At 70.7% G+C, this 24,533-nt stretch carries 25 protein-coding genes; 16 read left to right on the top strand and 9 right to left on the bottom strand.

All coding sequences use genetic code 11. The annotated features are described in order from the left end of the window. Positions 1-6: 6 nt before the first annotated feature. On the bottom strand, positions 7-390 hold the full coding sequence (locus OG594_RS25575) for a peptidase inhibitor family I36 protein (protein ID WP_266603575.1): 384 nt from the start codon (positions 388-390) through the stop codon (positions 7-9). A gap of 416 nt (positions 391-806) precedes the next feature. Here OG594_RS25575 and OG594_RS25570 point away from each other — a divergent pair, with 416 nt between their 5' ends. Beyond that, positions 807-1,373, top strand: a complete 567-nt coding sequence (locus tag OG594_RS25570) for a GNAT family N-acetyltransferase (RefSeq protein ID WP_266603573.1) — start codon at positions 807-809, stop codon at positions 1,371-1,373. Here the strand turns inward: OG594_RS25570 and OG594_RS25565 are convergent. Beyond that, positions 1,357-2,253, bottom strand: coding sequence for an NADP-dependent oxidoreductase (locus OG594_RS25565; RefSeq protein ID WP_266606578.1), 897 nt, complete (start codon positions 2,251-2,253; stop codon positions 1,357-1,359). The two genes, OG594_RS25570 and OG594_RS25565, sit on opposite strands and share 17 nt — an antisense overlap. A gap of 154 nt (positions 2,254-2,407) precedes the next feature. Here OG594_RS25565 and OG594_RS25560 point away from each other — a divergent pair, with 154 nt between their 5' ends. Continuing rightward, on the top strand, positions 2,408-2,824 hold the full coding sequence (locus OG594_RS25560; protein WP_266603571.1) for a helix-turn-helix domain-containing protein: 417 nt from the start codon (positions 2,408-2,410) through the stop codon (positions 2,822-2,824). Between the two features lie 41 nt (positions 2,825-2,865). Next, positions 2,866-3,594: a Mut7-C RNAse domain-containing protein gene (locus OG594_RS25555; protein WP_266603569.1), complete on the top strand. Its 729-nt coding sequence runs from the start codon at positions 2,866-2,868 to the stop codon at positions 3,592-3,594. 39 nt (positions 3,595-3,633) lie between these two features. On the opposite strand, the gene OG594_RS25550 is transcribed toward OG594_RS25555, so the two are convergent. After that, the gene (locus tag OG594_RS25550) at positions 3,634-4,128 is read right to left on the bottom strand and encodes a hypothetical protein (RefSeq protein ID WP_266603567.1); all 495 of its coding nucleotides are present in this window, start codon (positions 4,126-4,128) and stop codon (positions 3,634-3,636) included. A gap of 294 nt (positions 4,129-4,422) precedes the next feature. Here OG594_RS25550 and OG594_RS25545 point away from each other — a divergent pair, with 294 nt between their 5' ends. Continuing rightward, positions 4,423-5,196: an SDR family NAD(P)-dependent oxidoreductase gene (locus OG594_RS25545; RefSeq protein ID WP_266603565.1), complete on the top strand. Its 774-nt coding sequence runs from the start codon at positions 4,423-4,425 to the stop codon at positions 5,194-5,196. On the opposite strand, the gene OG594_RS25540 is transcribed toward OG594_RS25545, so the two are convergent. Both OG594_RS25540 and OG594_RS25535 read right to left on the bottom strand, forming a co-directional pair. Next, positions 5,193-5,387 (bottom strand): hypothetical protein, encoded by a 195-nt coding sequence (locus tag OG594_RS25540; RefSeq protein WP_266603563.1) that lies wholly within the window; start codon positions 5,385-5,387, stop codon positions 5,193-5,195. The two genes, OG594_RS25545 and OG594_RS25540, sit on opposite strands and share 4 nt — an antisense overlap. Before the next feature lie 504 nt (positions 5,388-5,891). After that, the gene (locus OG594_RS25535; RefSeq protein ID WP_266603561.1) at positions 5,892-7,085 is read right to left on the bottom strand and encodes an RtcB family protein; all 1,194 of its coding nucleotides are present in this window, start codon (positions 7,083-7,085) and stop codon (positions 5,892-5,894) included. A 191-nt stretch (positions 7,086-7,276) separates the two neighbouring features. Here OG594_RS25535 and OG594_RS25530 point away from each other — a divergent pair, with 191 nt between their 5' ends. From OG594_RS25530 to OG594_RS25520, 3 genes are all read left to right on the top strand, one after another. Next, complete coding sequence (locus tag OG594_RS25530; protein WP_266603559.1) at positions 7,277-8,137, top strand: DUF3558 domain-containing protein; 861 nt, start codon at positions 7,277-7,279, stop codon at positions 8,135-8,137. Between the two features lie 115 nt (positions 8,138-8,252). Beyond that, positions 8,253-9,017, top strand: coding sequence for a DUF3558 family protein (locus tag OG594_RS25525; RefSeq protein ID WP_266603557.1), 765 nt, complete (start codon positions 8,253-8,255; stop codon positions 9,015-9,017). Between the two features lie 161 nt (positions 9,018-9,178). Further along, positions 9,179-10,528: a DUF2637 domain-containing protein gene (locus OG594_RS25520; protein WP_266603555.1), complete on the top strand. Its 1,350-nt coding sequence runs from the start codon at positions 9,179-9,181 to the stop codon at positions 10,526-10,528. Positions 10,529-10,603: 75 nt separating this feature from the next. On the opposite strand, the gene lysS is transcribed toward OG594_RS25520, so the two are convergent. Beyond that, the gene (gene lysS, locus OG594_RS25515; protein ID WP_266603553.1) at positions 10,604-12,331 is read right to left on the bottom strand and encodes a lysine--tRNA ligase; all 1,728 of its coding nucleotides are present in this window, start codon (positions 12,329-12,331) and stop codon (positions 10,604-10,606) included. A 169-nt stretch (positions 12,332-12,500) separates the two neighbouring features. On the opposite strand from lysS, the gene argS reads away from it, so the two are divergent. The 5 genes from argS (at position 12,501) to OG594_RS25490 (ending at position 19,796) form a co-directional block, all read left to right on the top strand. Beyond that, on the top strand, positions 12,501-14,270 hold the full coding sequence (gene argS / locus OG594_RS25510; RefSeq protein WP_266603551.1) for an arginine--tRNA ligase: 1,770 nt from the start codon (positions 12,501-12,503) through the stop codon (positions 14,268-14,270). A 157-nt stretch (positions 14,271-14,427) separates the two neighbouring features. Next, complete coding sequence (locus tag OG594_RS25505) at positions 14,428-15,930, top strand: hypothetical protein (RefSeq protein ID WP_266603549.1); 1,503 nt, start codon at positions 14,428-14,430, stop codon at positions 15,928-15,930. A gap of 194 nt (positions 15,931-16,124) precedes the next feature. Further along, positions 16,125-18,029 carry a hypothetical protein gene (locus OG594_RS25500; RefSeq protein ID WP_266603547.1) on the top strand — a complete coding sequence of 635 codons (1,905 nt, stop codon included), beginning with the start codon at positions 16,125-16,127 and terminating at the stop codon, positions 18,027-18,029. Positions 18,030-18,299: 270 nt separating this feature from the next. Further along, entirely contained in the window at positions 18,300-18,605 is a 306-nt protein-coding gene (locus tag OG594_RS25495; RefSeq protein WP_266603545.1) for a hypothetical protein, read from the top strand. Positions 18,606-18,998: 393 nt separating this feature from the next. Continuing rightward, complete coding sequence (locus tag OG594_RS25490) at positions 18,999-19,796, top strand: VOC family protein (protein ID WP_266606577.1); 798 nt, start codon at positions 18,999-19,001, stop codon at positions 19,794-19,796. 238 nt (positions 19,797-20,034) lie between these two features. On the opposite strand, the gene OG594_RS25485 is transcribed toward OG594_RS25490, so the two are convergent. Then, positions 20,035-20,205, bottom strand: coding sequence for a hypothetical protein (locus tag OG594_RS25485; RefSeq protein WP_266603544.1), 171 nt, complete (start codon positions 20,203-20,205; stop codon positions 20,035-20,037). A gap of 211 nt (positions 20,206-20,416) precedes the next feature. Then, positions 20,417-20,839 (bottom strand): ATP-binding protein, encoded by a 423-nt coding sequence (locus OG594_RS25480; RefSeq protein ID WP_266603543.1) that lies wholly within the window; start codon positions 20,837-20,839, stop codon positions 20,417-20,419. A gap of 152 nt (positions 20,840-20,991) precedes the next feature. Here OG594_RS25480 and OG594_RS25475 point away from each other — a divergent pair, with 152 nt between their 5' ends. Then, positions 20,992-21,777 carry a helix-turn-helix transcriptional regulator gene (locus OG594_RS25475; RefSeq protein WP_266603541.1) on the top strand — a complete coding sequence of 262 codons (786 nt, stop codon included), beginning with the start codon at positions 20,992-20,994 and terminating at the stop codon, positions 21,775-21,777. Beyond that, positions 21,774-21,959: a DUF397 domain-containing protein gene (locus OG594_RS25470; RefSeq protein WP_266603539.1), complete on the top strand. Its 186-nt coding sequence runs from the start codon at positions 21,774-21,776 to the stop codon at positions 21,957-21,959. Before OG594_RS25475 ends, OG594_RS25470 begins: the two co-directional genes overlap by 4 nt. On the opposite strand, the gene OG594_RS25465 is transcribed toward OG594_RS25470, so the two are convergent. Beyond that, on the bottom strand, positions 21,949-22,722 hold the full coding sequence (locus OG594_RS25465; protein ID WP_266603537.1) for a TetR/AcrR family transcriptional regulator: 774 nt from the start codon (positions 22,720-22,722) through the stop codon (positions 21,949-21,951). The two genes, OG594_RS25470 and OG594_RS25465, sit on opposite strands and share 11 nt — an antisense overlap. Before the next feature lie 101 nt (positions 22,723-22,823). On the opposite strand from OG594_RS25465, the gene OG594_RS25460 reads away from it, so the two are divergent. Both OG594_RS25460 and OG594_RS25455 read left to right on the top strand, forming a co-directional pair. Next, positions 22,824-23,759 (top strand): ATP-binding cassette domain-containing protein, encoded by a 936-nt coding sequence (locus OG594_RS25460; protein ID WP_266603535.1) that lies wholly within the window; start codon positions 22,824-22,826, stop codon positions 23,757-23,759. Continuing rightward, a complete protein-coding gene (locus OG594_RS25455; RefSeq protein ID WP_266603533.1) occupies positions 23,756-24,511 on the top strand; it encodes an ABC transporter permease in 756 nt (251 codons plus the stop codon). Before OG594_RS25460 ends, OG594_RS25455 begins: the two co-directional genes overlap by 4 nt. The last annotated feature ends 22 nt before the right edge of the window (positions 24,512-24,533 follow it).

The following is a 24,533-nucleotide window of genomic DNA, read 5'->3' as shown; positions in this document are numbered from 1 at the left end:
CGGTGATCAGCAGCCGTTGCCGTCGTTCAGGGTGTTGCTCGCGCCGTCGTCGTTGGCGTCCCAGTAGTAGTTCACGGAACCGCCGGGAATGAGGCAGATCTCCACGCCCCACGACATCCAACGACCGCCGTAGGTCTTGGACGACTGGCTGCGGCGGTTCCACCAGGAGCTGTCGGCCTCGTAGATGGCCGGCATGTCGATGTCCCAGCGGGCGGACTCGTACTTCGTCCGGTACATCGAGTTGTTGGTGCTGTAGTTGCTGTCCTTGTAGATGCAGAAGTTGCCGTCGTAACACGTGCGGTCCACGGCCGCTGCGGACGGTGCCGCGGCGATGACGCCGGCCACGGCCGCCATCGCGATGAATCCGGCCGAAATCCTCTTACTGAGCACTCGTGACTCCCCCTTGTCGGGTGGTGACTGATGCTGTGAGAGGGCGGGACAGCCGAAGCCCCTTGCCCCCGGTCGGCTGAGCTCAGGCTAGGCCACGCCCACCGGATACAAAAGGCCAATTCCCTTTACCAGACGGGCTGTTGGCGATTGGAATTGATCATTCACTGACCAATTCCCGATGCGCGAATCCACCATTCCGGCGCACCGCCACCCCCACCGGAAAAGGGGTCGGCGCAGGTCAGCCCGGCGGACACCGGGACGGGGCGGCGGAGCGGCGCCGGAGCCGCCCCGCCCGGATGCCCACGGTCCGCATGGACCCCGAACACGGCCTGAAAATCGACGCGTTCGCGACCCGCGCCGCGCCCTGGCGGCCCAGCCCCGTGGAGCGGCCGCACCCGCGTCCGTAGGGTGGCCCGATGGAGACTCACGTACGGCTGGAACCCTGGTCCGCCGGGGACTTCTGGCTGCTGGAGCGCAAGAACGAGCCGGCCATGACCCAGTTCCTGGGCGGCCCCGAGCCGGCCGCGAAGCTCGCCGACCGCCAGCGCCGCTACGAGGCCCTGAGCGCGCGGGAGCCGGCCGCCGGCCGGATGTTCCGCATCGCGTGGACCCCGGCCGCACAGGGCCCCGACGGCGGCGGACGCACCGAGAGCGTCGGATCCGTCGGCTTCTGGGAACGGGAGTGGCGGGGCGAGCCGGTCTACGAGGCCGGCTGGGGCGTCCTGCCCGAGTTCCAGGGCCACGGGCTGGCCGTGGCAGCGCTCACGGAGCTCCTGGCGTACGTCCGCACCCACGGCTCCCGCGACAGCGTCCACGCCTTCCCCGGCACCGACCACCCGGCGTCCAACGCCGTGTGCCGGCGGGCCGGTTTCACCTACCTGGGCGACGTCGACTTCGAGTACCCGCCCGGCGTGCCCCACCCGAGCTGCGACTGGCGCTACCGGGTGGGGCCTGCGCAGGACGGCCTCACACCGTCAGGATGATGCGGCCGCGGACCCCGGACGTCCCGAGGTGGGCGTGGGCCTTGGCGGCCTCGCCGAGCGGGAAGGTGTCCGCGACCCGGAGGGTCAGCGCGCCCGCGTCGACCAGGGCCACCAGCCGGGCCAGGTGCGCCCCGTCCGCCGCGACCTCCTGCTCCACGACCCGGACGCCGCGCTCCGCGACCGGGGCGTGGTTCGGGATCAGGCCCACGTAGACCCCGCCGTCACGCACGGAGTCCAGCGCGGCCCCGCCCAGCACCGCCGCGTCCAGGACCCCGTCCACGGGCCCGGCCGGAACCTCGCCGCGCGGGACGAACCCGGTCGCGCCCAGCGACCGTACGAACTCCTCGTCCCCGGCGCCCGCCAGGGCCGTCACCACCAGGCCGGCCCGCGCGGCGAGCTGGACGGCCAGGCCGCCGACGACGCCGGCGGCTCCGGTGATCAGCACCGAGGAGCCGGGGGCGAGCCCGAGCAGGTCCACGGCGCGGGCGGCGGTTAGACCGGCGAGCGGAAGCCCGGCCGCGGTCACCGCGTCCACGGCGGTCGGGGCGGACGCGACGGCGGTGGCGTCGAGCACCACGTACTGCGCGTGCGTGCCCAGCGGCTTCACCTGCCCGTAGTGCAGGCCCACGACCCGGTCGCCGGTGCTCCAGCCGGTCACCCCGGCGCCGACCTCGTCGATCTCCCCGGACACGTCCCAGCCGAGACCGAGCCGCTGCCCGGCGCCGCCGAAGACCCCTGCGACGACCGCGCCGTCCACCGGGTTGAGCCCGGCGGCGGCGACCTTGACGCGGAGCTGGCCGGCCGCGGGGCGGGGCACCGGGACCTCGGCCAGTTCGACCCGCTCCGGGCCGCCGAACTCGCTGACCACGGCCGCCATCATCGTCTGCTCGCTCATCTTCATCTCTCCCGTTCGCTGGTTCGCTCACTCGTTCGCGTGTTCTCGCGTTCTCGATGAGCACTAACCTAGGGAGAGGTACTCTCTTTTCGTAAGTACGCACTTGAAGGTGCGTACCCGACCCGGAAGTGGGGCACCCATGGCCACCAGCACCGCCGCGGCCCGCCGCGAGGAAGCCCGTTCCGCCTACGACGCCTTCCTCAAGGAGTGCCCCACCAGCCAGCTCCTGGCCCGCATCAGCGACAAGTGGGTCGGCCTCATCGTCAGCGCCCTCGGCCAGGCCGAGGACCGCTCCATGCGCTACAGCGACCTCGGCCGCAAGATCCCCGGCGTCAGCCAGAAGATGCTCACCCAGACCCTCCGCTCCCTCGAACGCGACGGCCTCGTCACCCGCACCGTCACCCCCACCGTCCCCGCCCGCGTCGACTACCGCCTCACCGACCTCGGCAGCAGCCTCGGCTGCCTCCTGTCCTCCGTGAAGCTCTGGGCCGAGAACCACTTCGACGAGGTCAACACCCACCGCAACACCTACGACCAGACCACCGCGACGTCATAATTCGGCCGCGGCCACTGGCGCAGAAATGGCATGCTGAGCAGGTGAACGGACCCGGCATTCAGCTCACCCTCGCCCCCGAACTGCGCCTCTTCGCCCCGCCCAGCCGGCGCGCCGAACGCGTACCGACCGCGACCGACGGCGCCTCCAGCCTCGGCCACGTCGTCGAATCGGCCGGCGTCCCGCTCACCGAGGTCGGCCGCCTCCTCGTCGACGGCCACGAGGTACCCGTCTCCTACGTGCCCCAGGACGGCCAGAACGTCGAGGTGTACGGCGTCGAGCGCCCCCAACACGTCCCCGGCGCCCCGCTCCGCTTCCTCCTCGACGTCCACCTCGGCACCCTCGCCCGCCGCCTGCGCCTGCTCGGCGTCGACGCCGCCTACGAGAACGAGGACATCGGCGACCCCGCCCTCGCCACCCGCTCCGCAGCCGAACGGCGCGTGCTGCTCTCCCGCGACCGCGGACTGCTGCGCCGCCGCGAGCTGTTCGCCGGCGCGTACGTCTACAGCGACAACCCCGACGAGCAACTGCGCGACGTACTGGGCCGGTTCGCGCCAGCCCTCGCACCGTGGACCCGCTGCACCGCCTGCAACGGCCCGCTCCACGAAGCCGACAAGGAGAGCGTCGGCGACCGCCTCGAACACGGCACGCACCGCTCCTACGACGTGTTCGCGCAGTGCGCCGAGTGCGAGCGCGTCTACTGGCGCGGCGCCCACCACGCCCGCCTGGAACGGATCGTCGACGAGGCCCTCGTGGAGTTCGGCACGGCCTGAACCGCCCGGCGGGCGGGCGGACGGACCGTGCGGGCACGCCTAGAACGCGTAGGCGTCGCCCGTGTCCAGCGCCAGCACCACGTGCTCGTTGTTGGTGTGGTTCCGGTCCGTCGCACCGCCGTTCCACCACGTGTCGACCCGCACCGCCACCTCCGGCACCCGATCCCGCAACTCCAGCAGCAGCCCGACGTGGCGCCCCCGCCCGTGCAGCGGCAGCGGTCCCGTCTCGCACACCACCTCGCGCAGACCGGCCCGCGCGCAGCCCTCCGCCAGCTCCTGCCGGTCCGCGAGCTCCGCCGACAGCCGCACCCGCACCGTCGCGTTTGGCAGCGCGGCGGGCCCGTCGTTCTCCGGCACCAGCCAGATCCGAAGCCGCGCCCCCGACAGGGCCACCCGACCGTGGTAGGCCACATCGGCCTCCGCCGGCCCGTCCCACGCCGACACCGGCGCCTGACCCGGTGCCTGACCCGGCGCCTGGGCCGATGCCTGGGCCGACCCGGGGACACCCGCGCCGAGCGCCAGCAAACCCGCCACCACCACACTTCGTACGGCACCACGGCGCACCGACACCACCTCCTCGCGCGGAGGCTAGCCACCGGCGACCCCGACCAGTCGGACCATCACACGAACGAGGGCGCGCCCACCCCCATCTGCCGTGCGCACCTGCGAGCCGCGGCGAACACCCTCCCGACCCGCTCCGCCGCCCTCTCTGACCCGTCCCACCGGCACGGCCCTGATCGTGCACGCCCCGCGCAGCCACTGGGCCGCGCCTATGCTGGCGGGTAATCGCCCGTACGAACGACCCACGAACGACCGAGGAGCCCGCACATGAGCACGGCCGCCACCCGAACCGCCGTAGTCACCGGCGCGAGCAGCGGCATCGGCGCGGCCACCGCCCGGCAGCTCGCCGCAGCCGGCTACCACGTCGTCCTCACCGCCCGCCGCAAGGACCGCATCGAGGCCCTCGCCGCCGAGCTCACCGAGGCCGGCCACCAGGCCACCGCGCACGCCCTCGACGTCACCGACCGCACCGCCGTCGACGCCTTCGCAGCCTCCCTCGACCGCTTCCCCTCCGTCGACGTACTCGTCAACAACGCCGGCGGCGCCATCGGAGCCGAGCCCGTCGCCACCGGCGACCCCGCCGACTGGCGCACGATGTACGAGGTCAACGTCATCGGCACGCTCAACGTCACCCAGGCCCTGCTCCCCGCCCTCACCGCCTCCGGCGACGGCACGGTCGTCGTCCTCTCCTCCACCGCCGGCCACTCCACGTACGAGGGCGGGGCCGGCTACGTCGCCGCCAAGAACGGCGCCCGCGTCCTCGCCGAAACCCTGCGCCTGGAGATCGTCGGACAGCCCGTACGCGTCATCGAGATCGCCCCGGGCATGGTCAAGACCGAAGAGTTCGCGAAGACCCGGTTCCGCGGCGACGCGGAGAAGGCCGAGAAGGTCTACGCGGGCGTCGCGGAGCCCCTGTCCGCCGACGACGTGGCCGACACCATCACCTGGGCCGTGACCCGCCCCAGCCACGTCAACATCGACCTCCTGGTGGTCCGCCCCCGCGCCCAGGCCTCGAACACCAAGGTCCACCGCGAGCTCTAGAGCACTCCCGCCGCCCTCAGGTGCGGCATGAGGGCCACCGCCAGCGTCGGCGTGAAGTGCAGCAGCACGATGTCCCCGGCCCGCGGCGGCGGCGCGGGCGGGGTCCCACCCCAGGTGGTGAAATCGTGCGTCCAGGTGATCAACGCCTTCACCCCGCACGCCTTGGCCGCGAGCCGCACGTCATCGTTCACCGCCCCGTAGGGCGGCCGCAGCAACCTTCGTCTCGCTCACGACCGCCAGCACGGCGATCGGCGCGTACCTCTGCCACTACGCCAAGAAGATCACCGGAGCGGAGCGCACCATCAAGCGCAATGCACGAGATGGCGTCTACAACATCCTCTACACCAACGAAACAGCCGTTGAGCTGGCCTCACACCTGTACTACGACGGCTGCCTCGCCCTGGAGCGCAAGAAGGCCTCGGCAAGCTCTCTGAGCGCCTGGACCCGGCCTGCGGACATGCCCAGGATGACCCCACGCCGCCGCTGGACTGTGGCAGAGGACCTCAAGCTGCTCGACCTCGGTGACGCCGTTGCCGCGGCCGTCGAACTGGGCCGCAGCGAATCCGCCTGCAGGCAGCGCCTCACACGCCTCCGTACGGGCTGCGGCCCGTGGCCCGTGCGCTGACACGCCCGACAGCAGAAGGCCCGGAACCCCACAGGGTTCCGGGCCTTCTGCTGTTCCGCAAACCGTCGGCTCAACCCTTGACGCAGATGACCTGCTTGAGCTTGGCCACGACCCGCACGAGGTCGGTCTGCTGGTCGATGACCTGCTCGATCGACTTGTACGCGCCCGGGATCTCGTCCACGACGCCCGAGTCCTTGCGGCACTCCACGCCCTTGGTCTGCTCCGCCAGGTCCCGCGCCGAGAACCGCTTCTTCGCAGCCGTCCGGCTCATCTTCCGGCCCGCGCCGTGCGAGGCCGAATTGAAGGACTTCTCGTTGCCGAGCCCCTTCACGATGTACGAGCCCGTCCCCATGGAACCCGGGATGATCCCGTAGTCACCGCTGCCGGCGCGGATCGCGCCCTTACGCGTGACCAGCAGGTCCATGCCGTCGTACCGCTCCTCCGCCACGTAGTTGTGGTGGCAGCTGATCTCCCGGTCGAAGGACACCTTCGCCTTCCGGAACTCCTTGCGGATGACCTCCTTGAACAGGCTCATCATCGCGGCGCGGTTGTACTTCGCATACTCCTGCGCCCAGAAGAGGTCGTTGCGGTACGCCGCCATCTCGGGCGTGGCCGCGAGGAAGACCGCCAGGTCCCGGTCGACCAGGTTCTGGTTGTGATCGAGCCCCCGGGCGACCTCGATGTGGTGCGCCGCGAGCTGGTTGCCGATGCCGCGGGAACCGGAGTGCAGCATCAACCAGACCGAATCTGACTGATCGAGACAGAACTCGATGAAGTGGTTGCCGGATCCGAGCGTTCCGATCTGCTTTATGGCGCGTTCGTGACGGAATTTGACCGAATCGGCGAGGTAGTCGAACCGGCTCCAGAGGCCCTCGTACCCCTCCACCGAGAACCCGTACAGCCGCGACGGGTCCACGGCCTCCTTGTGCATCCCCGCCCCCACCGGAATCGCCCGCTCGATCTTCGACCGGAGCCCCGACAGGTCCCCCGGCAGGTCGTTCGCCGTGAGGGACGTCTTCACCGCCGACATTCCGCAGCCGATGTCCACGCCCACCGCCGCCGGGCAGACCGCGTCCTTCATGGCGATCACCGAGCCGACGGTGGCCCCCTTGCCGTAGTGGACGTCCGGCATGACGGCCAGACCCTTGATCCAGGGGAGGGTGGCGACGTTGTGCAGCTGCTGCATCGCGCCGTCCTCGACCGACGCCGGGTCGGTCCACATCCGGATCGGGATCTTCGCCCCGGGTACCTCTACATACGACATACGGAATCAATCCCCTGAAAACTACAGAAAAGTCAGAATGCGCAAAAGCCTCGCTCTTGATCCCAAATACGACAGGGGACCGGCGCCAGCACCAGCGTGTGCGATAGACATTGTGTCCAGCCGCGCCCAAGTCGCGGCAACGCATTTTCCTGACCGTCGGGGGGCCCGCCGGTCGAAGGGAGCCAGTGGACGTGCAGCGCAAGGCGGTACGGGGGCGAGTCCTGCCGGGCATCGCGATGCTCACCGCGCTCGCGGCCGGGGCGGCCGGTCTGACCGGGTGCACCAGCGGGAGCAGCGGCGGAAGCACCAACGACTCGAAGGCCGGCGGCAACGCCGCCGCGCCCGCCCAACCGGGGAAGTACCGCAGTCTGCCCGCGCCCTGCAGGGCCGCCACCGACAGCAAGAAGCTCAAGGGCATGCTCCCGGCCGGGGACAGCCTCACCCCCGAGCAGCGCGACCAGATGTACGCCGGTGTCGCGGACGCCTCGTACGACGGCGACCGGCACGTCGGCTGCCGCTGGACCGGGCAGAGCCCCGAGGAGACGCGGCTGCTGTCGGTCGGCTTCGAGCGCGTGGTCTCGTACGACCGGACCACCACCAGCGACGACGACAAGGCCAAGCAGGTCTACGTACGCCGGCTCACCGACGCGAAACTGCCCTTCCCCGGCCCGACCGCGAGCCCCACCCCGGCGGCCCCCACCCCCGCCGTCCCCAACCCGGCGGCCCCGACCCCGAGCGCGCCCGCCCCCGGGACGCCCGCCTCCGGAGCACCGGCGTCCCCCGCCGCGAGCCCGTCGGCGCCGGTCGAGCTCGGATCGCGCGTCCTGGAAGGCCCCGGCAGCGAGGCCTTCCTGGAGGACAAGCTCAGTCCCGCCGGGGCCAGCGCCGCGCAGTCCCGCACCGTCCGCATTGTGTTCCGCACCTCGAACGTCATCGTCACCATCGAGTACAGCGTGCAGCCGGCACTGCCCGGCACGGTCCCGCCGAGCACCGAAACCCAGGACAAGGCGCGGCAGTTGGCGCAGGCCCTGGCCGAGCGCTTCAACGAATGAGCGGTGCGCGCCGCGGTCTCGCGTGATGGCGCGCACAGCAGGCGGGTACCCGGTCGGGCTACCGTTGCCCGGGTCCCGCGTCCGAAGAACAACCGACAAACGTACTGAAGGAACCATGCACCGATCAGCCTCGCGCCTCACCCGCGTTCTCGCCTGCGCAGCCGTCCCGGTGATCCTCACCGTCGCCGGGTGTTCGTCCGACTCGGGCAAGGACACGAGCTCGAACGGCGAGAAGAAGTCCGGTTCGTCCTCGTCCGCCAAGCCGAACCCGAAGTCCTCCAAGACCCTGGAGAAGCCGGCCTTCGCCGCGCTCCCGGATCCGTGCAAGGCGCTCCAGACGCCGACGATAGACACGCTCGTCCCGGAGGCGAAGGACAAGAACGGGACGGCGCCCAAGTCGAACGACGTGGCCACCCGCACCAGCTGCTCCTGGAACGGTCTGGACGAGGACGGCCTGAAGGGCTCGCAGTACCGCTGGCTCTCGCTCTCCTACTTCCGCTACGACTCCCAGGCCACCCTCGGCGACGCCAGCAAGCGTGCCGAGGAGCAGTACAACAAGGAGGTGGAGGCCGCGAAGACCACCGAGGGTGCGCAGGACCCGAAGGCGGAGGCGGTGGCCGAGGTCGGTGACCAGGGGACGTCGGTCATCTACAAGGTGAAGAAGGACGGCAACGACCACTACAACACGACGGTCGTGGCGCGCACCCAGAACGTGGTGGTCACGCTCGACTACAACGGTGCGGGGCTGGAGGGGGCCGCCGCGCCGGACCACGCGAAGCTGCTCCAGGACGCGATCACGGCCGCCAAGGAGGCCGTGACCTCGGTGGGTGCGGCGAACAAGGCGCCGGCGGAGCAGTCGCAGTCCCCGCAGCCGCAGTAGGGACGGGCGCGGGGCGGGGCCTCCTGGGGCACTGACATCCAGTCACCCGTACGCTGTGCCTGCCGCAGCTTGGTAAAGGCGCGGTAAGTACCCAGTACTGAGCACCAGCACTCTGCGCTCGGTACGTGCTCGACAAGGGGAGGGGATCGCGGGTGGCCGCGATGCAACTGACTCGTACGCACCGGATACTCATAGGCGTGGTGGTCGCGGGTGCCGTGATCATCGCGGGGATCGGGTTCGCGGGCTCGTACTCCGCGGTGCGTGCCCTCGCCCTGCAGAAGGGGTTCGGCAGCTTCTCGCTGGTGTTCCCGATAGGCATCGACGCGGGCATCTGCGTGCTGCTCGCGCTGGACCTGCTGCTGACGTGGCTCCGGATCCCCTTCCCCCTGCTGCGCCAGACGGCGTGGCTGCTGACAGCGGCGACGATCGCGTTCAACGGTGCGGCCTCGTGGCCGGACCCGTTGGGCGTCGGGATGCACGCCGTGATCCCGATGCTGTTCGTGGTGACGGTGGAGGCCGCCCGGCACGCCGTGGGCCGGATCGCGGACATCACCGCGGACCGGCACATGGAGGGCGTGCGCATCACGCGGTGGCTGCTGTCGCCGGTACCGACGTTCAAGCTGTGGCGCCGGATGAAGCTGTGGGAGCTGCGTTCCTACGAGCAGGCGGTCGGCATGGAGCAGGACCGGTTGATCTACCAGGCCCGGTTGCAGGCGCGGTACGGGCGTTCGTGGCGGCGCAAGGCTCCGGTGGAGGCGTTGATGCCGCTGAAGCTGGCCAAGATCGGTGTGCCGCTGGCGCAGACGACTCCGGAGGCGCTGGCGGCGACGGGCATCGAGCCGGCGGTGCTGCCGCCGGTGGAGCAGCAGGTCCAGCAGGTTCAGCAGGTCGAGCAGGTCCAGCAGGCCCCGGCGCTGGCGGCGGCGCCCGAGCTCGTACAGCAGGGCCAGCAGGCCGCCCAGCAGGTGCAGCAGGTGCAGAACCCGGCTGGTGCGCCCGGCGCTCCGGGTGTTCCGGGTGTTCCGGGTGTTCCCGGTGCTGCCCAGCACGCCCCGCCGCCCTTCGCGGTGGATCCGACGGCCATGCCCGCGGCGCACAACAGCGCGTGGTTCGCCGCGCCGCTGGCACCGCAGGCGGCGTACGAGGGCGGCTACAACCCCCAGTACGTGGAGGGCCTGGAGCCGACCCCGGTCCTGCCCCCGATGGGCCCGGACGAGGAGCAGTCCGCGTCCGCGCAGCAGGACCTCCCCATCCCGGCTCCGCGCCAGCAGGAGGCTCCGGCCGAGGGTCCTGAGACCCCTGACGAGGCCGAGTTCGCCGAGGCGGCGTACAAGGTGTTCTGCGCGTTGGTCGACGAGAAGCAGGACTACCCGTCGGCGGAGGCCCTCGACATACACCTGTCGGACGGTTACGGCGTGACCCACCCGCGCAGCGGTTCGCTGTTGCGCCGGATGATCCCGGCGTTCAAGCAGCGCTATCACAAGGACCGTGAGGCCGAGCACATCGCCTGACCTGACGGCCGCGGACGGCGGAAAGGGCCCGCACCCCGAGGGGTGCGGGCCCTTTCGCGTGCCGGGTGGGTCGGCTCAGACGGCGAGCAGCTTGCGCACGCGGTCGGCGCCCACCGCCAGGAGCAGCGTGGGCAGTCGCGGTCCGGTCTCCCGGGTCACGAGGAGTCGGTAGAGCAGTGCGAAGAACGTGCGCTGCGCGACCTTGAGCTCGGGCGTGGGCTTGGCGTCGGGTTCGAGGCCGGCCATGACCTTCGGGACGCCGTAGACGAGGGTGGTCAGCCCGTCGAGGGACCAGTGCGAGTCCAGGCCCTCCAGGAGCAGGCGCAGCGATTCGCGGCCCTCGTCGTCGAGGGACGACAGGAGTTCGGTGTCGGCGTCTTCGCGTACGAGGGTGCGCTGGTCGGCCGGGACCTGGGTGGTGATCCAGTTCTCGGCGCGGTCCAGGCGCGGCCGTACCTCGTCGAGGGAGGTGAGGGGCTGCGTCGGGTCGAGGTCGGTCAGGATGCGCAGGGTCTGCTCGTCGTGGCCGGCGGTGATGTCGGCGACGGAGGCGAGCGTCCGGTACGGGAGCGGGCGGGGGGTCCGCGGCAGCTCAGTGGCGGCGGTGCGCACGGCGCGGGTGTGGGCGGCGGCGTCGGCGGGCAGCACGGAGCCGTCGGCGACCTTGGCCTCCAGCTTGTCCCACTCGTCGTAGAGCCGCTGGATCTCCTGGTCGAAGGCGATCTTGAAGGACTGGTTGGGGCGGCGGCGGGCGTAGAGCCAGCGCAGCAGCTGCGGCTCCATGATCTTCAGCGCGTCGGCCGGGGTCGGGACGCCGCCCTTGCTGGAGGACATCTTGGCCATGCCGCTGATGCCGACGAACGCGTACATCGGTCCGATCGGCTGTTCGCCGCCGAAGATGTGCACGATCTGGCCGCCGACCTGGAAGGACGAGCCGGGCGAGGAGTGGTCGACGCCGGAGGGCTCGAAGATCACGCCTTCGTAGGCCCAGCGCATCGGCCAGTCGACCTTCCAGACCAGCTTGCCGCGGTTGAACTCGCTGAGCTTGACCGTCTCGGTGAACTCGTCCTCGGTGCAGACGTAGGTCATCTCGGTGGTCTCGTCGTCGTACGAGGTGACCTTGGTGAAGTCCTTGCCGCACTGGCCGCAGTACGGCTTGTACGGGAAGTAGCCGCCCTCGCCGCTGCTGCCGTCGTCCTCGGCGGCGGCGCCGGAGCCCTCGGCGGCTTCCAGCTCGGCCTCGTCGACCTGCTTCTGCTGGGGCTTCTTGCCGCCCGGCTTCTGCTTGGTGCGGTACTGGTCGAGGACGGCGTCGATGTCGCCGCGGTGCTTCATCGCGAACAGCACCTGCTCGCGGTAGACGCCGTTCGTGTACTGCTCGGTCTGGCTGATCGGGTCGTATTCGACGCCCATCTCGGCCATGGCCTCGACGAAGGCGGCCTTGAAGTGCTCGGCCCAGTTCGGGTGCGCGGACCCGGCCGGGGCGGGCACGGAGGTCAGCGGGCGCCCGATGTGCTGGGCCCACGACTCGTCGATGCCGGGCACGCCCGCGGGCACCTTCCGGTACCGGTCGTAGTCGTCCCAGGAGATGAGGTGGCGGACCTCGATGCCCCGGCGGCGGATCTCGTCCGCGACCAGGTGCGGGGTCATGACCTCGCGGAGGTTGCCCAGGTGGATGGGGCCGGAGGGGGAGAGTCCGGACGCGACGACGACAGGTTTGCCGGGTGCTCGGCGCTCCGCCTCGGCGATGACCTCGTCCGCGAAACGGGAGACCCAGTCGGTCTCGGTGCTGCTCTGAGCCACGACACGTCCTTCTATCTCGAATGCTGGCTTCAGCCATTCTCCCAGACGGAAGGGGTCGCTCCGAGGTTGCTTTTTCACCGGGAAACGGTTTGCCCCCGCGTGGGATACTCGGCTCTTGTCGGAACAACCAAGTGCACTCACCGGCACGACCTCACAGGAACGGCAGCTCATGGCCTCGGTCCCTTCCCTCGCTTCTTCCGTCAATCAGCGCGTCGCGGACGCCCTTGCCTCCGCCCTGCCGGAGGCCGGTGGCGCGGACCCGCTGCTGCGACGAAGCGACCGGGCCGACTTCCAGGCCAACGGCATCCTGGCGCTCGCGAAGAAGGCGAAGGCCAACCCGCGCGAGCTGGCGGCGACCGTGGTGGAGGGCATCCCGACCGGTGATCTGATCCAGGAGATCGAGGTCTCCGGCCCCGGTTTCCTCAACATCACCATCACCGACCGGTCGATCATCGAGACCCTGGCCGCGCGGGCCGGCGACGACCGTCTGGGCGTGCCGTTCGCGGCGAACCCGGGCACCACGGTGATCGACTACGCGCAGCCGAACGTGGCCAAGGAGATGCACGTCGGGCACCTGCGCTCCGCGGTGATCGGCGCGGCGATGGTGGAGATCCTGGAGTTCACGGGCGAGAAGGTGGTCCGTCGCCACCACATCGGCGACTGGGGCACCCAGTTCGGCATGCTCATCCAGTACCTGCTGGAGCACCCGCACGAGCTGGACCACAAGTCGGACGAGGAGGTGTCCGGCGAGGAGGCCATGTCCAACCTGAACCGGCTCTACAAGGCCTCGCGCGGGCTGTTCGACTCCGACGAGGAGTTCAAGACGCGGGCGCGGGCCCGGGTGGTGGACCTCCAGGCGGGTGAGCCGGAGACGTTGGAGTTGTGGCAGCGGTTCGTCGACGAGTCGAAGATCTACTTCTACTCCGTCTTCAACAAGCTGGACATGGACATCCAGGACCCCGACGTGGTCGGTGAGTCCGGCTACAACGACATGCTCGTGGAGACCTGCAAGCTGCTGGAGGAGTCGGGCGTCGCCGTCCGCTCCAACGGCGCGCTCTGCGTGTTCTTCGACGACGTCAAGGGCCCGGACGGCAACCCGACCCCGCTGATCGTGCAGAAGTCCGACGGCGGCTTCGGCTACGCGGCGACCGACCTCTCCGCGATCCGCGACCGGGTCGGCAACCTCGGCGCGACCGAGCTGATCTACGTGGTGGACGCGCGGCAGTCGCTGCACTTCAAGATGGTCTTCGAGACGGCGCGCCGGGCGGGCTGGCTGAACGACGAGGTCAAGGCCGTGCAGCTGGCCTTCGGCACGGTGCTCGGCAAGGACGGCAAGCCGTTCAAGACCCGTGAGGGCGAGACGGTCCGGCTGGTGGACCTGCTGGACGAGGCCGTGGAGCGGGCGACCGCCGTCGTGCGCGAGAAGGCCGAGAAGGTGGGCCTGTCCGAGGCGGAGATCGTCGAGAACGGCCAGTACGTCGGTATCGGTGCGGTGAAGTACGCCGACCTGTCGACGTCGGCCTCGCGCGACTACAAGTTCGACCTGGACCAGATGGTCTCGCTGAACGGCGACACCTCGGTGTACCTGCAGTACGCGTACGCGCGGATCAAGTCGATCCTGCGCCGGGCCGGTGACCGCAAGCCGGTCGCGCACCCGGAGCTGGAGCTGGCCCCGGCCGAGCGTGCGCTGGGCCTGCACCTGGACCACTTCGGCGAGCTGATCGCGGAGGCGGCCGCGGACCACGCCCCGCACAAGGTGGCGGCGTACCTCTACCAGCTGTCGTCGCTGTTCACGACGTTCTACGACCAGTGCCCGGTCGTGAAGCCGGAGCCGGAGCTGGTGGTGGGCGAGAACCGGCTGTTCCTGTGCGAGCTGACGGCCCGCACGCTGACGAAGGGCATGTCCCTCCTCGGTATCCGGACGCCCGAGAAGCTCTGACGTCGCTCCGCCCGCGCAACCCGCACAACCCGCGCCAAATGCGTACGGCCCCGGCAGCTGCTGCCGGGGCCGTACGCATTTCGTGATCTCCGCGCCATACACAATCCAGCCAACCCCACTAATCTGATCGTGTTCAAAACCTAGTGGGGGGACACCCGTGAAGAGCTTCAAGCGCATGGCCGCCGTGGCCGCGGTGGCCGTGGCCGGCCCGACCATCCTGACGGCGACGCCCGCGATGGCCGCCGACCAGCCGGCCGTCATCGTCCCGGACGTGGCGCCGAAGGACGACGCCGCCGGCGCGGGTGAGCCGACCCCGGCCGTACCGGACGTCCAGGCCCCGGCGCCGGCCGTTCCCGCGCCGGTCGTTCCCGCGCCGGTCGCCCCGGACGCGAAGGCGCCGGCGCCGAAGCCGGCGCCCGTCACCGAGAAGGCGGCGAAGGACGCCAAGAGCGACGAGGACACGCAGGGCGCCGAGTCCGACGGGATCCTCATGGGTCCCGAGGTCACGGTCGCCGGCATCCCGAAGGACGGTTTCAAGGCCGACGGCGGCTGGACCCCGCTGAAGGTGACGGTCGACAACTCGGGCCACATCGCCGTCCCGAACTACACGCCGAGCGTGACCATCTACGAGGAGGACGGCAAGTTCAAGCCCTCGCAGATCAAGGTCGAGTGGAAGGCCGCCGGCGGAACCTGGCAGGCCGCCAAGCTCGTGCAGGGCGAGGAGCTCGGCCCCGGCCTCCAGTACACGTTCGGGACGGCCCCGTCCGTCACCAAGGACGCCTCCTACACGGTCGACGTGCGGATCTCCTTCGCCGCGAACAGCCCGGTGGTGCCCTTCGACCTGGCCTCGGACGGCAAGAGCCGCGTCGGGAACCACGTCAACCACTCGCCCTCCACCTGGTACACCACCCGGATCGCCGGTGCGGTCGGCGGACCCGAGGACCCGTTCGTCGAAGGCCCCGCGCTGACGGTGAACGGCGTACCGGAGAGCATCAAGGCGGGCGGTGACTGGACGAACCTGTCCGTCCACGTGGACAACGCCGGGAAGCAGGCCCTGAAGGGGTTCAACGTCGGGCTGGTCATGGCCCGTCCCGACTGGGTGACGATGAAGCCCTCCCAGATCAAGGTCGAGGTCCTGAGCAAGGACAAGAACGGCAAGGCCGGCTGGCACGAGGCCGAGGTCTGGTCCGAGGAGGAGAGCGTCTTCTTCGGCATCGAACTCGCGGGCGGCCCGGTCGCGGCCGGCAAGAGCTTCGACGTCCAGGTCCGGATCCGCTTCGCCGCCGACGCGCCGCTCGGCGCCGTCAGCATCTTCTCCTGGGGCTCGTCGAACATCGACCCGGACACCCCGGAGCCGTGGGCGGAGTCCCGTTCCAAGGCCCGCCTGACGAACATCGTCGCCGCCACCCCGGACACGGGCGGGAACGGCAACCAGCCGAAGCCGAACGGCGGCGCCAAGCCGATCACCGACACCACGAGCAACACCGGCGATACCGGTAACTCGGGCAACACCGGCACCACCGCCACCACCGGTGGCGAGCTGGCCGCCACCGGCAGCGACCCGGCCACCACCTGGGCCCTCGGCGGCGCGGGCGTGGCCCTCGCCATGGGCGCCGCCCTGGTCGCGGGCACCGGTCGCCGCCGCCGCACCACCGCCTGAGGGCGAGGCGCAGCCCGCGTTCACCCGTACGGCCCGATTCGGGCCGTACGGGTGATACGACCCGTGTCGGCGGACCGTACACATTTCGCAATCCTGTAGCCCTCTGCAAGCTCCTCCCGCCTCACTAACCTTGGCGCCTCCCAAGGGGTTTGGGGCGGCTCCGCACATGTCCGGAGCCCGGGGAGGTAAAGAGCATGCAGTTCAAGCGCATGGCCGTCGTGGCAGCAGCCGCGGTGGCCGGCCAGACATTCCTGATGGCCGCACCTGCGATGGCCGAGGAGCATCCGGCGGTGACCGTGCCGGACGCGGTACCCGTGGACACCACCGGGCCGTCGGACGGGACGCAGGCACCGGCGAAGGAGAAGAGCCAGGAGCCGGCGCAGGAAACGGCCGAGAAGAAGGCGGAGCAGAAGCCGGAGCAGAAGCCCGAGCAGAAGGCACGGGCGGAGGACTCCGGCGCGCAGCAGCCCGCCGTGCAGGCCGTGGCCGCACCGGCGGCGCCCGACGCACCCGCCGTCCCGACCGCCCCCGAGGCGGGGGCCCGAACACCGGCGCAGGCCGCCCAGCCCGAGGCCCTTGCGGACGGTGAGGACAGCGGGTCCGACCGGATCCTGATGGGGCCCGAGGTCACGGTCCAGGGCATCCCGGCGGCCGGATTCAAGGCCGACGGCAGCTGGACCCCGCTCACCGTGACCGTCGACAACTCGGGCCATCTCGCCGTCGACGAGTACACCCCGGTGCTGGGCGTCTCGCAGGCCGCCGGACAGTTCGGGCCGGCCCACATCAACGTCGAGTACCGCACCGCGGGCGGGCCGTGGACGGCCGCCGTGCCGGTCCAGAGCACGGCCCCCACGCTGGGCTACGCCCTCGGCAGCGCCGCCGCGGTCCCCGCCGGCCAGATCCGGACCATCGACGTCCGGATCAGCTTCGCCGCGGACACCCCCGTCGTACCGTTCGACCTGACGGCGGACGGCAGGGGCCGGGTCGGGACCGCCACCGGCAGCTCCCCCACGTCCTTGTACGCAACGAGGATCACGGGCGCGCCCGGCGGCGACGAGGACCCCGTACGGGTCGGAGGTCCCGCCCTCACGGTGAGCGGGGTCCCGGAATCGGTGCGCGCGGGCGGCGATTGGACGGAACTCTCCGTCCGGGTGGACAACGCGGGAAGGGCCGAGCTGGCAGCCTTCGACCTGGGACTGGTTCTGGCCCGGCCCGACTTCATCTCGATGCAGGTCTCGCAGATCACGGTCGAGGTCCTGCGGCCCGGCGCGGAGGGACAGCCGGCGGCCTGGCAGTCCGTCGAGATCGTCACGGACGAGGACGGCTACTTCTTCGCGGGCGGCCTCGTGCGCGGCCCGATCGGCGCGGGCGCGGCCTTCGACGTCCCGGTCCGCGTCCGCTTCTCCGCCGACGCCCCGACCGGATCGGTCTCCTTCTTCGCCTGGGGCACGTCCCAGGTCGACGCGGAAACACCCCCGCCGTGGGCCGACTCCCGCTCACCCCGCCGCCTGACCACCCTCCTGGAACCAACCCCCGCCCCGGGCGGGGGGACCCCGGGTGGGGGGACACCCGGCGGAGAAACCCCGGGAGGAGGGACCCCCGGAGGCGGGACACCCGGCGGGGAAACCCCGGGCGGAGGAACCCCCGGCAGCGGCACACCCGGCAGCGGCACACCCGGTAGCGGCACACCCGGTAGCGGCACACCCGGCGGAGAAACACCGGGAGGCGAGAGTCCCGGAGGTGGCACCCCCGGTAGCGGCACACCGCGCGGAGAAACCCCGGGCGGAGGAACCCCCGGCAGCGGCACACCCGGAAGCGGCACGCCCGGAAATGGCACCCAAGGCAGCGAAACACCCGGCAGCGGCACCCCCGGCGGCAACGTGCCGGTGCCGAACGGCGGCACCGGGGCCGCGCCGATCAGCACCCTCCCCAACAGCGGGAGCAACACCGGCACCGCCGTCAACGCCAGCGCCCCGCTCGCCGCCACCGGCGCCGACCCGGCCACCAGCTGGGCCCTCGGCGGCGCGGGCGTGGCCCTCGCCATGGGCGCCGCCCTGGTCGCCGGCACCGGTCGCCGCCGCCGCCGCACCACCCCCTGACCCACTCGGCTGCCGGCCCGGCCCCGCCACCCGCACGGGTGGCGGGGCCGCCCGCGCGGGACGAGCCGACGCGGGCGGGCCGCTACCACCTGGCGAGCGCCCCGCCTCGGCACCGACGCTCCGCCGACGGCCCCAACGCGCCGGAAGCCGTCGCGCTCCCCGGACCGGGCCCGAGCCCGAGCCCGACGGCTAGGGGCGGCCGGCGTCCGATCCGCGGAGGAACCGGAAATGCCCACCGCGACGCCTGCACACGGCGAATCGGTGCCGCCGATGCCTGAGTACACGCCGAAGGCCCTACGTGCCGCCATCGCCGCCCGCACCCCGACACTCCTGCTGGACTTCGATGCCGCCTGGCGACAGCAGATCGCCGACGCGTACGACATCGGGCCTGTTCCCGCGTTCATGGCCCGCTGGTGGAGCGAGTACGCCCTCGCGCGTGACTCTGAGCTCGACCATCGCGTGAACGACCTCGAAGCCCGGGCAGCCGAAGCCACGAACGCCGAAGCGGCTCGCGCACTCCTCGACGAGGCCTCGCGCATCCGCCACGAGCTGCGCGAACTGGAGCCCGGCGAGTGAGCGAGGAGTTCACCGGGCCGCCCTGGGCCGTGGACTGCACGCAGGACGTCGAGAAGTACCGGCTCGCCCTCGCCGACGGGCCCCGCGAGGCGCTCCGGTAAGCCCTCCCCGAGTTGCGAACTGCCCGTGATCCCTACCGCGGCGACCGCGTGGAACCCGCGCGGTCCACAGTGCCCCGCGGCCCGCACATCGCGGCACTCTTGCGTTCCGCCGACACCATCGCTGTGTGACGCAGTTCGTGGAGAACGTTCGTGCGGTGAGACCACTTCCCCGGGACGCCGGCCCGCCACGGCCGCCGGGTATCACCCGTTCAGCCCGATTTGGGCCGTACGGGCCGGGTAGGGGACGGCCCGTCCTTCCCCCCACGCACCACCGGAGGCCTCCGTGCCTGACATGAACGGCCCCTACAAGCCCGGCACTCCGTGCTGGATCGACCTGATGGTCCCCGACCAGCAGGCCGCCCTCGACTTCTACTGCGACGTGTTCGGGTGGCAGGGCGAGGTCGGCCCGGCCGAGCAGGGCGGCTACTCCGTCTGCACCCTCAAGGGGCAGCCCGTCGCCGGCATCATGAAGGCGATGAACCCGGACGGCACCGTCCCGGACCCGATGCCGCCGACCGCGTGGACCACGTACCTGGCCACCGACTCCCTCGACTCCACCCTCAAGTCGGTCACCGACGCCCACGGCACGGTCATGATGGGCCCGATGGACGTCATGGACCTCGGCCGGATGGCCGTGATCGCCGACCCCACCGGCGCGGTCGTCGGCCTGTGGCAGGCCGGCACCTTCGACGGCGCAGGCATCGTCAACGAGCACGGCGCCCTCATCTGGAACGAGCTGAACACCGCCGACGTCCCTGCCGCAGCCGCCTTCTACACCGCCGTCCTGCCCGTCACGACGACCCGGTCCGAGATGCCGGGCGCCGGGGACTACACCGAGTTCAAGGTCGGCGACCGCGCGGTCGGCGGAATGATGGACCTCGCCAAGCTGCCGGCCGGGGTGCCGCCGCACTGGATGCCGTACTTCCACGTGGACAGCGTCGACGAGATCCAGGCCGCCGTCGTACGGGCCGGCGGCAGCGTCATGGCCCCGGCCTTCGACATGGTGGCGGGCCGGATGGCCATCCTCGCGGACCCCCAGGGCGGCACCTTCTCGGTGATCACCTCGACGGTCACGGAACAGCCCGGCTGACGTCGACCGGGTGCACGGGGCACGTTCCCCTGTGCACCTCCGCCTTCCGCCTTCCGCCTTCCGCCTTCCGTCTGCCACGTCATCCGCGGCAGACGGAAGCGTCCCGGACGCGAATGCCCCCCGACTGATTTCGGCAGTCGGGGGGCATTCGCCCAATGACGGCACGCGCAGCATTCTCCGACCGAAACGCGACCGCGGCCGCGACCGCGAGAATTCCGCACGCCCTGACCCGGTCGGATCAGATGGTCTCGTTGGAGTTGGCCGGCAGGTAGAAATTCCAGCTCCCCTGACCATGGTGCTGCCCGTCCGGGGAGTTGCCCGAGGGGCAGGCTCCGTTGTCGGGGCGACCGTTCCACCACAAGGAGTAACAGTGGTTACAGAAGCGCCAGTTGTCCTGGAACGTGTTCACGTTGCTGGGGAGGGTGGCCATGACAGCCTTCTTTCTGGAGTGGACGAGCCTGCACATGGGGGCCGCGATCCGAACAAGGGAACACTACTCACCGAATACGAGGAATTCGGACGCGCCACGCCACCGTATCGGCATTTCAAATCACCCCATGCACTATCATTCACGGAGAAACGAATCTCTTGAGGGTGGAGTTCATTTCCACCTATGAATTTCAGGAAATCCCATTCCGGGAAAGCGTCACGAGCGTCCGACGGAACTCGCACCAGACGACCTTTCCGGGGGTCCGCGCCAGCACCCCCCATTCGTCGGCGAGCGCGGCGACGAGGGTGAGGCCCTGACCGTGCGGCCGTTCGCGGATCCGCGTCATTCCGGGCCCGCCGTCGTGCACCTCGATGCGGACGGTCGCGTCCTCGAAGCCGAACAGCCGCAGCAGGTAACCGCGGCCGGGCGGGACGCCGTACCGCAGGGCGTTGGTGGCCAGCTCGCTCACGCAGAGCAACATCTCGTCGTGACGTTCGGTCACCACCCACGCCCGCAAGGTGTCACGTGTGAACTGGCGCGCAGCTGCGACGGTTCGAGGTGAGCGCAGGTAGAGGCGCTCGCGCACGAGCGCCGCCTGAATAGTTGGATTCACGGGACGATCGTCGCGTTGCGTGACTAGCGTGTGGCTGAGCGCGGACCCGTACTCCTTCATGAGTACGGGTCGGCACGGGGTATTCCGGTTGCGCGGGTGGGGAGTTCGCTGTCATGCCACCGAGGAAACGAGTACGGCCGAACGCGACGACCATGAAGATGGTCGGTGCGATGGTGGCCGCCGCCCGCATCGCCAAGAACCTGACCCAGAAGCAGCTCGGAGAGCTGGTCCGCCTGGACGAGGAGACCATCGCCTCCATCGAACAGGGCCGCCGCGCGCTGATGCCGAATGTCGCGGAGCTGATGGACCTCCATCTGGGCCTGCCGGGGCTGCTGACGGTGGCGGCGAACGAGATGCCGGAGCGGGATGTTGCACCCCCTTGGTCCGAGGAGTACATGGACCTCGAACAGCGGGCCGTGACGTTCTCCTGGTACGAGTGCGCAGTGATCCCAGGGCTGCTACAGACCGAGGGCTACATGCGGGCCCTCTTCGGCGGCAGAATTCCGCCGTACCCGACGGAGACGATTGAGCGCCTGACGGCCGACCGCCTCGCCCGCACGAAGATCCTGCGGCGCAAGGCGCCACCCAGCATCAGCTTCATCCTCTGGGAGGCAGCTCTTCGTGACCAGCTCGGCGGCACCGATGTCTACTCAGAACAACTGCGACACCTGCTGGTCTGCATGGACCTTCCCCACGTCACCCTGCAAATCCTTCCGCTCGGTAGGACGCACTACGCAAGCCACTCAGGCTCCTTCACGGTGCTGGAGACAGCGGAGCACAAGTACCTCGGCTACTCCGAAGGCCAGCGCAGCAGCAAGCTGTTCTCCGACCCCGAGTACGTCAGCATCCTCGCGCAGAGGTATGGCATGCTGCGGACCCAGGCCCTCAATATCGAGGAGACCAAAGGCCTGTTGATGCACTTGCTGGGAGAGCTATGAGCCCCATCGACACGTTGACCTGGATCAAGTCCAGCCACAGCAGCGGGGACGGCGACCAGTGCGTGGAAGTCGCCCACGGCGCGCACGCGGTCCACGTCCGGGACTCGAAGGTCCAGGACGGCCCCGTCCTGGACCTCGCCCCCGCGAGCTGGGCGCAGCTGACGGGCTGGGTCAGCCGGTAGCGGCTCCCCGCTCGGCGACCAGCGGCGCGAGGCCGTCCAGGATGCGGTCCAGGCCGAAGCGGAACTGGTAGTCAGGCTCGCCGGAGCCGCTGAAGGCGTCCGAGTCCAGTAGCCGCGTCACGGCCGGGTGGCTGTCCGGGCCGGTCAGCAGGCCCAGCGTGCGGACGTACTGGGCCAGCGCCTGCTCCGGGGCGACGCCCGACTTCACGATGGCGTCGATCATGTCCGCGGCCATGGTGGCCTCGTTCCGGACCAGGCCGCCGATCAGGATGATCGTGGAGAGCTTCTCGCTCTCCTTCAGGCCCGTGCCGGCCATCGACGCGAGGCCGCGGTCCATCCAGGCCAGCTGGTTCGGGGAGACGGGCGCGGCGGTGATCGGGATGCGCAGGATCCAGGAGTTGGCCATGAGCACGGCCCGCTGCGCGTACGCCCAGTTCGTCAGCAACTCGCGCCAGCCCCACCCCTCCGCCTCCGGCGGCAACGGCGGCGGGGTGCCGACCCCCGCGTCCGACATGAGGACGTAGAGCTCCTCCTTGGCGGCGACGTACCGGTAGAGGGACATCGTCGAGACGCTCAGCTCCTTGGCCACCCGGCCCATGGAGACGGCGTCCATGCCCTCACCCGCGGCCAGCGCCACGGCCGCCTCCACGATCTTCGGCAGCGTGAGCGTGGGGCGCGGCCCCTTGCCCGGGCGGTCGCGCAGACCCCAGGCCATCTCCAGGCTGGCCGGAAGCCCGGTCCCGCCGTCCTCGTCCTCCGCCATGACCGCCCACTCCTCGATTGACCCCCATCCTAGTTCTGTGTATTACTTACACAGAAGAGCGTAATGCATACGCAGAAGCTTGGAAGGGAGCACCGTCCCCCATGACCACGCACGCCTCCGGCGAACTCGGCATCCACGCCACCGACCTCACCAAGTCCTACGGCGACCTCCGCGTCCTCGACGGCATCGACCTCGCCGTCCCGCGCGGCAGCGTCCTCGCCCTCCTCGGCCCCAACGGCGCCGGCAAGACCACCACCGTCCGGATCCTCGCCACCCTCACCGCCGCCGACTCCGGCACCGTGCGCATCGCCGGGCACGACACCGTCACCGCACGCTCCCGGGTCCGCGAACTCATCTCCCTCACTGGCCAGTTCGCCGCCGTCGACGAACTCCAGACCGGCACCGAGACCCTGCGCATGATGGGCCGCCTGGCCGGGCTCTCCCCGCGCGCCGCCCGCACCCGCGCCGACGAACTCCTCGACCGGTTCGGCCTCACCGAAGCGGCCGGCCGCACCGCGAAGACCTACTCCGGCGGCATGCGCCGCCGCCTCGACCTCGCCGCGAGCCTGGTCTCCCGGCCGGAGGTGATCTTCCTCGACGAGCCGACCACCGGGCTCGACCCGCGCAGCCGCCAGGACCTGTGGGAGCTCGTACGGGAACTGCGCGCCGACGGCACGACCGTGCTGCTCACCACCCAGTACCTGGAGGAGGCGGACCAGCTCGCCGACCGCGTCGCCGTTCTGGCCGACGGACGAATCGCCGCCGAGGGCACCCCCGCCGCACTCAAATCCCGTGTCGCGGGCCACCGGCTGGACCTCACGCTCACCAACCAGGCCGCCTACGAGGCGCTGGCCCCGCGCGCCGTCCACCTCGCCCCCGACGAGCTCACGCTCGGTGTGGCCACCGACGGAACCGCCGCCCACGTCCGGACCCTGCTCGACGAACTCGACCCGGACCGCACCGACATCGACCGCTTCGCCCTGCGCAGCGCCACCCTCGACGACGTCTTCCTCGCCCTGACGGGAGCCGACCGATGACCTCCGTACCCGCGACCGCCTTCACCCTGGCCGGCCGCAGCCTCCGCATCAGCAGCCGGCGGCCCGACGCGCTGATCGCCGCCCTGATGCTGCCCGTCATGCTGATGCTGATCTTCGTCTACTTCTTCGGCGGGGCCATCGACACCGGCACGGCGTACGTCACGTACGTGGTGCCCGGCGCCATGCTGCTCTGCGCGGGCTTCGGGGCGGCCTCCACCGCCGTCAGCGTCTGCGAGGACATGAGAGACGGCGTCATCGACCGCTTCCGCTCCCTCGATGTCGGCAGCGTCCCGATCCTCGCCGGGCACGTCGCGGCCTCAGTGGTGCGCAACCTGGTCTCCACCAGCCTGGTCCTCGCCGTCGCCGTCGCGATCGGCTTCAGGCCCCAGGCGGGCCCGGCCGCCGTCCTCGCCGCGGCCGGCCTGCTGTTGACGTACATCACGGCGATCTCGTGGCTGGCCGCCGCGCTCGGGCTGCTCGCCAAGTCCCCTGAGGCGGCGGGCGGTTTCACCTTCCTGATGATGTTCCTGCCGTACCCGTCCAGTGCCTTCGTCCCCATCGAGACCATGCCCGGCTGGCTCCACGGCTTCGCCGACCACCAGCCGCTGACCCCGGTGATCGAATCCCTGCGCGCACTGCTCCTGGCGCAGCCCGCGGGAAGTGCACCCTGGGTGGCCCTGACCTGGTGCGCGGGCATCACGGCCGTGGCCATGGCCCTGGCGACGGTCCTGTTCCGCAGCAGGACCCGCTGAGGGGCCCCTGTTCGGAGCCCCT

Source organism: Streptomyces sp. NBC_01214 (genome assembly GCF_026340975.1).
GTDB lineage: Bacteria > Actinomycetota > Actinomycetes > Streptomycetales > Streptomycetaceae > Streptomyces.
Note: the sequence above shows the minus strand (reverse complement) of the source record. Positions and strands in the feature narration are given on the sequence as shown.